Source organism: Bradyrhizobium neotropicale (genome assembly GCF_001641695.1).
Taxonomy (GTDB): Bacteria; Pseudomonadota; Alphaproteobacteria; order Rhizobiales; family Xanthobacteraceae; genus Bradyrhizobium; species Bradyrhizobium neotropicale.
Genome location: NZ_LSEF01000012.1, coordinates 1 through 9,823, shown reverse-complemented (window position 1 = coordinate 9,823; position 9,823 = coordinate 1). Strand labels below are relative to the sequence as shown.

The window sequence follows — 9,823 nt, the reverse complement described above, 5'->3', positions numbered from 1 at the left end:
CTAGTGGTTCATCACAGTGATTTTGACGTTTTGATACCGAGCCATCCGAGGATAGGCAACTTTTCGGGTGGCAAGAGGATCTCGATGCTTCGAGCGACGCCGGGCTGGCGACGAATGAACCCGTTGCGTTCGAGGGTGAGGATCATCTGGTGGACTGACGGCGGGCTGACGCGGAAATGCCGCTGGATGTCGGCCTCGGCGGGCGGCTGTCCGAACATGTACGAGTAGGTATGGATGAAAGCGAGATAGTGTCCCTGCTTCTCGGTGAAGTGCGCGCCTGATTTTTGACTCATAGCTGGATTCGTCCCGGCCTCCGACAAGGAGGCGAAGCATGAATGTACGTTATCGGGTCGAATTGAGCCAAGCCGAGCGGGACGAACTGACGGCAATGCTCGGCGGCGGCACGCATTCCGCCCGCAAACTCAAACGGGCTCAGATTGTGCTGGCGGCCGATTCAGGCAGCTGCGACGCGGAGATTGCCCGAACCGTCCGGGTCAGCCTTTCCACCGTCGGCCGGACCAAACGCCGTTTCGTAGAAGGCAATCTGGAGCGGGCCTTGAGTGAGGAGCCGCGTCCGGGCGCGGAACGCAAGCTGACAGGCAAGGAAGAGGCCCTGCTGGTGGCGACGGCATGCGCCAAGCCGCCCGCCGGCCGCAAACGCTGGACGCTGACATTGCTGGCCGACGCGATGGTCAAGCTCACCGATCACGCCAGCCTGTCGGGCGAGACCGTGCGCCGCCGGCTGGCCGACAACGACCTCAAGCCGTGGCGCCGGGATATGTGGTGCATTCCTCATGTCGACGGCGAATACGTCGCCCGGATGGAGGATGTGCTCGATCTCTACGCCGAGGCGCCGGATCCCGAGCGGCCCCTGGTTTGCTTCGACGAGACCCCAGTCCAGCTGATCGGCGAGGTACGCCAGCCGATCCCTGCCCAACCGGGACAGCGCGAGCGCTACGATTACGAATATCGCCGCAACGGTACCGTCAATCTCTTCGTCACCTTCGATCCGCATCGCGGCTGGCGCAATGTCAAGGTTACAGACCACCGCGCCGCGGTCGACTACGCGCACTGCATGCGCGAACTCGTCGACGTCCACTATCCCAATGCCGCCTGCATCCGTGTGGTGCAGGACAATCTGTCGATTCATACGGCCGGCGCGCTATATCAGGCATTTGCGCCTGCCGAGGCCCGTCGCATCCTGCGCCGCCTCGAGTTCCACTACACCCCGAAACACGCCAGCTGGCTCAATATGGTCGAGTGCGAGATCAGCGTGCTGCAGCGCCAGTGTCTCGGCCGTCGCATCGACGATCCCAAAAGGCTTCGAAAAGAAATCGCAGCATGGCAACGGCAGCGAAACAAGGCGCGAGACCGCATCAAATGGATGTTCACAACCGACAAAGCCCGCGCCAAACTCGGTCGCGCCTATCCAGTTGCCGCCAAAGAGTCAAAACCACTGTGATGAACCACTAGTCGAGTGCGCCGAATTCGTCAGATCACGCTGCGGAGAGGCCGCGCACCCTGATGAAGCGATATGCAACCATGCGGAGAATTCGCCCCAGGACTCACGAGCAGATATGCCTGGTCTACACTTCGTAACAATCCAGCCGGATTTTGGCCTCTAGTCTCGTGGATTAGTTGGCCGTTCGCCGCGTCCAGCTACGTGGCGATCGCGCTACGCATCTATGGTACTAGAGGATTTGCGTCTTGAAGCAGAACACCCTGCGTTACCGGGTCTCACGCCGTGCCCGCAGCCTGCCGGCCGAGCTCGCCTCGATGCTGGTTGGTATGCCGAGTGTCAGCCGAAGACTGAACGGGACTTACGAAAGGGCGAGAGCATCTCACAAGCCGCGCCTGCCCAAACTCTCATCACTCGACATGGACATCGTCGCCGGACTGGAAAAGAACGGCGTCTATATCACTTCGCTCGACGAGCTGGATCTGCCCGGTACGACGGCGCTTTGGACGTCGGCGACCGAAATCGCGAACACCTATTCCCTCCGCGCCAGGAACGGCGAGTTCGCCGACGACTATACCGTGCAGGTCGGCGCCGAAGAGATGATGCGCCATCCGCATATCGTCCGCTGGCCCCTCAACGATCGTATCCTCGACATCGTCGAGACCTATCTCGGCCTGCCCGCCGCCTATGACACGCTGAACTTCTTCTACACCGTGGCCGATGGCAGGCAGGTTGCCGCACGCAGATGGCATCGCGATGTCGAGGACCGGCGGATGGTCAAGGTGATCGTCTACCTGCACGATGTCGACATCGACACCGGCCCGCTCGAAATCCTTCACCGCTCCTTTCCCGGAAGCGATACGCTCGAAGGCGCCAACTTTCCCGTCCTGACACAGGAAATGCTGGAAGAGAGGCTCGGCACAACGCTGCAGAGCGGCGACGTGACGACCTGCACGGGCAGGGCCGGCACGGTGATCTTCACGGATGTGGCGAGCCATTACCATCGCGGGAGGCCGGCGGTCGCACGTGACCGCTGCGCGCTCTTCTACAACTTCTTCTCGCGCACGCCGCTTCGGCCATTCTTCTGCGGGCGGCACGTGTTTTCACGCCAGCAGCTTGCCGAGCTTGCGGCCGGCCAAACGGACCGTGCGCGCGATTGCATGCTGTGGCAGTCAAACCTGCCTCTGCTCGCCCGGATCGTGCCATCCGCGCGGCTTTGACGGGGCTGCCACATCCTCAAAATGAGCCTGTCGCAGGAATTATCGTGTCTCACTTCAGGGGGGCAGTCCAGTAGTGTCACCGTAATACGTAATACTGCCGAAGTGGCACTGAGCGAAAACGTGCACGTCAAGCTGCGCGCGGTGAGCCCCCGACGGCACGCTGGCGCGCGCCCCGGTCCTGATCGAGGCGAGCGCAAGAGCCCGCTATTGATGCAGTCGGCGATGAGCGCACTCCTGGCCCGCCAGCCCTACAAGATGCTGACGGTCGACAAGTACCAGGAATGGAAGGTGATGGACCTTTCGTTCACGCCGCTGGATTTCGGCGGGCCGTAGGGCGTCGCGGCCGCCCCTTATGTCAAGTAGTGCCCGCATGCCTCCTTACGGTAAGGCATTTTCAGTCCAGACGTTGATGCTCCCGCAAACAGCCGCAAATGTGCCGCCGTAGGAGGAAAGCACGTTGACCAGAAGCGCCGAAGGTTTCCGCTCCATGATTTCTACTGCGGCGGATGGTATGTCCGGCTTGTGGGCGCGGCCGGTGAGCAAGTCGTGCCAGGGTCGATCGCCCGGAACGCTCGTGACAGGCCAGGCGAAGATGTCCGAGACGATCATTCCGTTCCAAACGTCTTGCAGAGTGACCTCATCAAGGTCGCATAATTCTACCCTGCTCACGCCGCCGTCGACGGTCGCAAGCTTCATCCGGAAATACCGCGTGTCTTCCCATTCCAGTGCAATGAGCCCGGCATCATGATAGCTGAATCCGAGCATCTGACCTGAGCTGTCGGTGGTCCAATCGACCTTCATTGCTGCCTCACAAAAATCACAGCGTTCATGGCGGCGGAACGTTTGGGCCTCTAGGAAGTGGGGGGTCTCCCACTTCCGGAGCACGGGAGGGGCTGCGATCTTTGTGGCTAGGCTTACCGCCGCACGGGGGGCGTCCCCAGTCGTGACAGTGATCGTCATTTCCGATCCCCTTCTCATTTGGATGGGGAGTGTCGCGATCGGTCAATGGAAAACCATCTGGCCCGTAAGTCCTACTGCCGGTCTCGCCACGAACTGTTGAACCCGGAACTCCTTCGTACGGAATTACGGTGACAGTGCACTCAATTGTTATCGTCATCACGCTGGCGCTCGGGCTTTGGCTCGCGTTTGGCCGGTTTGAGGGTGCGTCCGGTGAGCCGCTCGAGCCGGATGATGAAGCGGTCGCCGCCGAGCGGGCGCGTCGTGGGGTTGCCTAGTGCCGCTGATGGTCACAGGCGTTGAGCAATGAGCTTTCTGATTTCCTGGATTGCACTCGTTAAGAGGCGCGCGTGCTCTTTTGGAAATTCCGTGAGGTTCCTGTCCAAAATGTCAGCATTAACGTCTTCCAGCACGCCCCATTGCTTGAGGAAGGCAATCTTCCACGATGCGTCCACGTCTTCCAACGCACTTTGAAGTCCATCCAAGCTCGACACCAGGTGAGGTAAATTGATCGCCTTTTTGTCAAAGGCGTCGAGTTCATCAATCATCAGGCTGAGTTGCCGAGCGTCATACTCTGTCATCTTCCCCTCATGGAGCTCCCTGACGAACCGCAATTACAGTGACAGTGCACTCAATTGCTGTCGCCATCATGCTGACGCTCGGGCTTTGGCCCGCGTTTGGCCGGTTTGAGGGGGCGTCCGGTTAGCCGCTCGAGCCGGGCGATGAAGCGATCGCCGCCGAGCGGCCGACCGATGCTCTCCGCCGCGCGCAGGCGGGCGAACGACTCGTCCTCGGACGCGCCGTCGAGCAGATCGGCGAAGCGCGGGAAGCGGTCCTTGATCGGCGCCAGCGCCGTCACCCCGTCGTGTTTGCCGCGCAGATGCGCGCGCGTGCTTGCCCATCGCCAGTCTTGCGCGCGCTGCACCAGCCGGGCGCGTACCGGGTTGAGTGAGACGTAGCGCAATGCGGCCGCCAGATGTTCCTCGTCCATGGCCACCGCGCCGAACCGGCCCTGCCAGAAATGCCCCGTGCGTTTTCGCCTCGCCTGGATCGTGCCGGCATAGGACCGATGCACGCGCGCCAGCGCGCGGCGCAGGCCGTCGGCATCGGAGGGCACCAGGATGAGATGCACGTGGTTTGGCATCAGGCACCAGGCCCACACCTCGACCCCGGCGGCCCGGCAATTTTCCGCGAGCAGGTCGCGATAGAGCGCATAGTCGCCATCGTCGAAGAAGGTACGCGCGCGACCGTTGCCGCGCTGGGTGACGTGGTGGGGGTGACCGGGGATGACGACGCGGGCGAGACGGGCCATGCTCCAGCATGCTTGCAGGAGCGAGCGGCGTCAATTGAGTGCACTGTCACCGTAATCTTCGACGGGGTTACGGCTGTTGATCTTTCGATTGATAAGCTGAAATCGAGATCGATATACCAAGCTCACCCAACGTTGCGACAAGCTCTTTGTCGAAGGCGACGGTTCTCGACAGAGGGGCATCCATCAAAATTCCAATGTCCAGAGTCATCAGCTTGACTTCATTCGGACATTGACGCGCGTAAGTAAGCCCCCCTCTGTTCTGGTCGATGAACTGCTTTATTTGGACCGAAAGCTCAAGGCCTCGTGGTGCATCAGCGACATCATAAAATAGCAGTTCGCATCCGTCGTCCGCCACATCTTTGCGATAGAATCGTGCGGCTAGATGTCCGGCTATCCCACTCTCAAGGGCGGTTCCCATGATCTGCAAGACACAAAGCATTGCTCTCCCCTAGAACACTGGCATCAAAGGTATAACTCGTCCGCCACCGCCACCCCCTCCTGGCAAAAGTGGTCGCGGTAGCGGCAGTGGAATTAATGGTGGCGGAGCGAATCTATAGCCCCTCCCACCCTTGTTGTCTGGGCCCGGGCGGCCCTGTTTACACCACTCTTCATAGGGTTCCTTCGCTTCATCGGGAGTTTCGATGTCGGGATCGCCTGGTCTCTTCCACTTGCGATGATACCATTTCCAAAAATCAGGTGGCAGACCAAACGTTTTATCCTTTGGAGCTAAGCCATCGGTGTCTACGTCATTCACGGTATTTCCGCCGACGTAGCTATAGATATTTGCAGCTCCATCGCTCGATTCACCCAGAGGATCTCGCGACAGGGAATTACGGTGACAGTGCACTCAATTGCTGTCGCCATCATGCTGACGCTCGGGCTTTGGCCCGCGTTTGGCCGGTTTGAGGGGGCGTCCGGTTAGCCGCTCGAGCCGGGCGATGAAGCGATCGCCGCCGAGCGGCCGACCGATGCTCTCCGCCGCGCGCAGGCGGGCGAACGACTCGTCCTCGGACGCGCCGTCGAGCAGATCGGCGAAGCGCGGGAAGCGGTCCTTGATCGGCGCCAGCGCCGTCACCCCGTCGTGCTTGCCGCGCAGATGCGCGCGGGTGCTCGACCATCGCCAGTCTTGCGCGCGCTGCACCAGGTGGGCGCGCACCGGGTTGAGCGAGACGTAGCACAGCGCCGCGGCAAGATGGTCCTCGTCCATGACGACCGCGCCGAACCGTCCCTGCCAGAAATGCCCCGTGCGTTTGCGCCGCGCCTGGATCGTGCCGGCATAGGACCGATGCACGCGCGCCAGCGCGCGGCGCAGGCCGTCGGCATCGGAGGGCAGCAGAATGAGATGCACATGGTTGGGCATCAGGCACCAGGCCCACACCTCGACCCCGGCGGCCCGGCAATTTTCCGCGAGCAGGTCGCGATAGAGCGCATAGTCGCCGTCTTCGAAGAACGTGCGTGCGCGACCGTTGCCGCGCTGGGTGACGTGATGAGGGTGACCGGGGATGACGACGCGGGCGAGACGGGCCATGCCGCAGCGTGCCGGCAGGAGCGAGAGGCGTCAATTGTGTGCAAGGTCACCGTAATGTCTTGCGCGTCATCCGGCGCTGCTCATGTAAGGGTGCGCTCATCATTCTGATTGTGCCAAGCAGCCACCGCCACGGCCAAGGCGGCCCGAAAAGCAGGAATCGCTGTTGCAAGGCGACGCCGGAAGCCCAGCCTGCTTAGCTTCCACACAAAATACTGCGATGGCAAATGACCATTTTGAGCTGCCGCTCCAAAATATTCGATTGCACTTTTTCGCCCCGATTCTTCGCCCACCCGATTTAGGAAGTATACTCCCATCAGATAAAGAGACGGACCGAACCCAGCAGCACAGTCTGAGCGAATGTCGTCTATGAAAGAGCTATCGCCTTCCGCATACTTAATCTTGGCGATGTTGAATCTTGCCAATTCGGGATTCGTCTTCTCCCATTGCCTGAGCTGCGCGATGGCGGCGTCAACGTCCTTGGGAACGAACTCTCCTCTAAAATATTCCCACGCCAGCCGATATTGAGCGTCGGGATCGCCACGCGCTGCCTGCTCACGATATTCTTCAACCTTGTTTGCTCTTGCCATTCGATTGTCCAAGAAAGTGTCAATTCGCGTATTCTAGCACCATTAGTAACTAATGGGCGGAGCTGGCGGATTAGGTGGAGGCGGTCCCTTGCCTGCTGCAGGGGGCTTCGGCAGTTGAGGCGGCGGCCCCGAGGGCTCTGATATCCTCGGCACTGGTTGTTGGACCGGGGGAGGCACCTCGACATCTGGATGGTTGAACTTCAATAGCGCCAAGCAGAACCGAATGAACGCGGCTATTTTTTCTCCTCTCGTTGCTTCGCCCGTCGGATCTGTAAAGCTGATTGGATTCCCGTCCACATAGGCGTAGAGGTTTGCCTCGTTCGGCCACGTTACGGTGCCGACCTCAGGAATGACGTTGATACTAGACGATGCCCATTTCGAAGCGTCCTGGGATCTTTGACTGTAGCTCCCGATCGTAGGATCCGCTCCAATTTGCACTGACTGACTGTCGATCGGATCTCGCGACAGCCAACGTCCCGCGGCCGGATCGTAGATTCGGTATTGGGTTAAGTAGAGCCCGCTGTCGGCACTGTAGAGCATGCCACCGTAGCTGAAATCGCTGAGAGGCGGGGATTGCAAGGGGAGACCGTAAGGATCGTAGTTGTAACCCGGTGCATTCGTCGCGCTCGCGAAGATACGGCGTACAGAGCCGATCTGATCGGTCCCATAGTAGTAGGGTTGCGCAGGTAAACCAGGGACGAATTCGCCCTCAACGTAATAGCTGCGGATTGGCGTGTTGCTTCCATTGCGCGCCTGGCAGATGGTCGCTCCGCACCACAGGTAGGAGGTTGTCGTCGCGTTGCCGACGCCGGCGGGAGTGCTGACAATTGCAGTGCGCCGGTTGAGCCCATCGTACAGAAAAGCGATCTGCTTGCCGGATTGTCCGGGATAGTTGATGTTGATCAGGCGATTTTCGGCGTCCCAAGCGTAAGTTCGTTGGCCATCCGAGAGCAAGTTACCGTTGGCATCAAAAGTCAGGGGCTGTCCTGAGAGATTGGTGAGCTGGTTGAGGTTATTATAACTGACTGTTTGCGTTAATGGGCTCGGATAGACCGGCGCGGTGTCGCTAGTCTCGCTAATGGCGCTGATGAAATTCTCGGATGTCGTCGAATAACCGTAAGCGGAGAGTTGCCCGGACGACAATCCGATATTCGTAATGCCCGAAAGTCTCCGATCGCCGCTATTCGGCAAATAACTCCATTCCGTTGAAAGCGTGGTGTTGGCCATCCGGCGTTGCGTCGTTTGGCTGGTCTGCCCTAGATAGCTCAGTGTGAATGCGCCAAGGTCGCTCGCATGACTCGTCAGACGATCGATCGGATCGTAACCAAATGTCTCGGCGCCGGCCCCGGCCACAGTACGCGACGCTAGCCGCTGCATCGCATCATAAGCGTAGACGATGGTGCTGTTGGGGACCGGTCCGCTCTCCTGCTGCAACTGCAGTGCACCGAGGCTCCCAATCGGGACGTATGTGTACGACGTGGAGCCGGTGCCGTCGGTCATTGACGTGCGGCGCCTGAGATAAGGGTCGTAAGCGAAGGTAAGGCTCGGCGTCGCGTTTACCGTGTTTAGATAAGTGATGCTCGTCAGCAGGTTATCCTGAGCGTAGCCATATTGCTTGGTCTGTCCGAGTGCGTCCAGTACCGACCTGAGGCGGCTTGTTGTGCTCTCATAGGTGTAAGTGCTCGTACTTGTGTCGGGATAGGTCTTCTGCATCATCCGGCCTTCTACATCGTAAGCCCACGATGTGAGATTGCCCTTTGGATCTGTCAGACCGGTCAATTCGTTGTTCGGGCCGTATCCGAAGAGAGTCAGCTTGCCTGCAGGATCGGTGATCGATGTCAGCCGTCTGGTCGCGTCATACGCGTAGGTCCACTTTCGGAATTGCCGGTCCTGGAAGCTGGCGAGGTCTAGGCGGTGTGGACACTTATCGCATCCATAGGACGATGGCAGCGAGAGTGACGACGGCTCGGTAATTTCGGGCGGTCTTTTCGAAGCGGGTAGCGACGCGGCGGAACTGCTTGAGTTTGGAGAAGCAGCATTCCACGAGATGGCGCTGGGCATAGAGATGTTTGTCGAGCGGATATTTGAGGGCGCGTGACGGGTTGTTGGGGATGACGGCGAGCGCCTTTTTGGCGGCGATGTCTTGGCGCAAATGATCGGCGTCATAGGCTGTATCGGCGATGACGACCTCGGCCGGCAGTCCCTCGATCAATGCGGCGGCCTGTGGTGCATCGCCCTTCTGGCCTGCGGTGAGCGTGAACCGTACAGGACACCCCAAGCCGCGAACGGCCATATGTATCTTCGTGCTCAGGCCGCCGCGCGAGCGGCCAAGCGCCTGATCTTCAGACCCCCTTTTTTCGCCCCGGCGGCGTGCTGATGCGCCCGGACGATGGTGGAATCGACGATCAGATATTCGAAGTCTGGATCATCAGACATCGCCTCGAAGATCCGCCACCAAACACCCTTGATGCTCCATCGACTGAAGCGCCGGAATACGCTGTTCCAGTCTCCGAACGCCTCCGGAAGGTCGCGCCAGGGAGAGCCTGTACGCACGATCCAGAGCACACCTTCCACGAACATCCGGTTGTCCCGCCCGGTCGAACCCTTCTGGTCGGGCCGGCCTATGATCAGCGGCGCCATGCGCTCCCAGGCCGCGTCGCTCAACACCAAACGATCCATCACACCCAAGGCCGCCTCCCAAAAAGAAGCCTTGAATCTGATTTGCTCTCAAAAGGGAATCCTTAGAGTCCACACCGCCTA

Annotated in this window: 11 protein-coding genes and 1 pseudogene; 3 read left to right on the top strand and 9 right to left on the bottom strand. The window is 59.9% G+C overall.

Annotation, left to right across the window (positions count from 1 at the left end):
• Positions 1 to 11: 11 nt before the first annotated feature.
• Entirely contained in the window at positions 12 to 293 is a 282-nt protein-coding gene (locus AXW67_RS01980; protein WP_063675745.1) for a LexA family protein, read from the bottom strand.
• A 38-nt stretch (positions 294 to 331) separates the two neighbouring features.
• On the opposite strand from AXW67_RS01980, the gene AXW67_RS01975 reads away from it, so the two are divergent.
• Complete coding sequence (locus tag AXW67_RS01975; RefSeq protein ID WP_063675747.1) at positions 332 to 1,462, top strand: IS630 family transposase; 1,131 nt, start codon at positions 332 to 334, stop codon at positions 1,460 to 1,462.
• Positions 1,463 to 1,707: 245 nt separating this feature from the next.
• Positions 1,708 to 2,679: a phytanoyl-CoA dioxygenase family protein gene (locus tag AXW67_RS01970; RefSeq protein WP_145927359.1), complete on the top strand. Its 972-nt coding sequence runs from the start codon at positions 1,708 to 1,710 to the stop codon at positions 2,677 to 2,679.
• 378 nt (positions 2,680 to 3,057) lie between these two features.
• Here the strand turns inward: AXW67_RS01970 and AXW67_RS01965 are convergent, their stop codons facing one another.
• On the bottom strand, positions 3,058 to 3,480 hold the full coding sequence (locus AXW67_RS01965; protein WP_145927358.1) for a hypothetical protein: 423 nt from the start codon (positions 3,478 to 3,480) through the stop codon (positions 3,058 to 3,060).
• Positions 3,481 to 3,767: 287 nt separating this feature from the next.
• Between AXW67_RS01965 and AXW67_RS42585 the strand changes: the two genes are divergently transcribed.
• A complete protein-coding gene (locus AXW67_RS42585; RefSeq protein WP_161491209.1) occupies positions 3,768 to 3,914 on the top strand; it encodes a hypothetical protein in 147 nt (48 codons plus the stop codon).
• 12 nt (positions 3,915 to 3,926) lie between these two features.
• Here the strand turns inward: AXW67_RS42585 and AXW67_RS01960 are convergent, their stop codons facing one another.
• The 7 genes and pseudogenes from AXW67_RS01960 to AXW67_RS43635 all read right to left on the bottom strand — a co-directional run bounded on the left by AXW67_RS01960 (position 3,927) and on the right by AXW67_RS43635 (position 9,703).
• Entirely contained in the window at positions 3,927 to 4,217 is a 291-nt protein-coding gene (locus tag AXW67_RS01960) for a hypothetical protein (RefSeq protein WP_145927357.1), read from the bottom strand.
• A gap of 50 nt (positions 4,218 to 4,267) precedes the next feature.
• Entirely contained in the window at positions 4,268 to 4,948 is a 681-nt protein-coding gene (locus AXW67_RS01955) for a transposase (protein WP_063676208.1), read from the bottom strand.
• 67 nt (positions 4,949 to 5,015) lie between these two features.
• Positions 5,016 to 5,387 carry a hypothetical protein gene (locus tag AXW67_RS01950; RefSeq protein ID WP_063676206.1) on the bottom strand — a complete coding sequence of 124 codons (372 nt, stop codon included), beginning with the start codon at positions 5,385 to 5,387 and terminating at the stop codon, positions 5,016 to 5,018.
• Positions 5,388 to 5,795: 408 nt separating this feature from the next.
• Positions 5,796 to 6,476, bottom strand: a complete 681-nt coding sequence (locus AXW67_RS01945; protein WP_063676204.1) for a transposase — start codon at positions 6,474 to 6,476, stop codon at positions 5,796 to 5,798.
• An 80-nt stretch (positions 6,477 to 6,556) separates the two neighbouring features.
• On the bottom strand, positions 6,557 to 7,063 hold the full coding sequence (locus AXW67_RS01940; protein ID WP_063676202.1) for an SEL1-like repeat protein: 507 nt from the start codon (positions 7,061 to 7,063) through the stop codon (positions 6,557 to 6,559).
• A 42-nt stretch (positions 7,064 to 7,105) separates the two neighbouring features.
• Positions 7,106 to 9,013, bottom strand: coding sequence for an RHS repeat-associated core domain-containing protein (locus tag AXW67_RS01935; protein ID WP_488226168.1), 1,908 nt, complete (start codon positions 9,011 to 9,013; stop codon positions 7,106 to 7,108).
• A pseudogene (locus tag AXW67_RS43635) lies at positions 8,988 to 9,703 on the bottom strand (IS5 family transposase). Before AXW67_RS43635 ends, AXW67_RS01935 begins: the two are co-directional and overlap by 26 nt.
• Positions 9,704 to 9,823: the final 120 nt, after the last annotated feature.

Excerpts from the sequence above, each read along its gene's own strand:
- AXW67_RS01980 (WP_063675745.1), bottom strand. The coding sequence starts at position 293 with ATGAGTCAAAAATCAGGCGCGCACTTCACCGAGAAGCAGGGACACTAT.
- AXW67_RS01975 (WP_063675747.1), top strand. The coding sequence starts at position 332 with ATGAATGTACGTTATCGGGTCGAATTGAGCCAAGCCGAGCGGGACGAA.
- AXW67_RS01965 (WP_145927358.1), bottom strand. The coding sequence starts at position 3,480 with ATGAAGGTCGATTGGACCACCGACAGCTCAGGTCAGATGCTCGGATTC.
- AXW67_RS01960 (WP_145927357.1), bottom strand. The coding sequence starts at position 4,217 with ATGACAGAGTATGACGCTCGGCAACTCAGCCTGATGATTGATGAACTC.
- AXW67_RS01955 (WP_063676208.1), bottom strand. The coding sequence starts at position 4,948 with ATGGCCCGTCTCGCCCGCGTCGTCATCCCCGGTCACCCCCACCACGTC.
- AXW67_RS01950 (WP_063676206.1), bottom strand. The coding sequence starts at position 5,387 with ATGCTTTGTGTCTTGCAGATCATGGGAACCGCCCTTGAGAGTGGGATA.
- AXW67_RS01945 (WP_063676204.1), bottom strand. The coding sequence starts at position 6,476 with ATGGCCCGTCTCGCCCGCGTCGTCATCCCCGGTCACCCTCATCACGTC.
- AXW67_RS01940 (WP_063676202.1), bottom strand. The coding sequence starts at position 7,063 with ATGGCAAGAGCAAACAAGGTTGAAGAATATCGTGAGCAGGCAGCGCGT.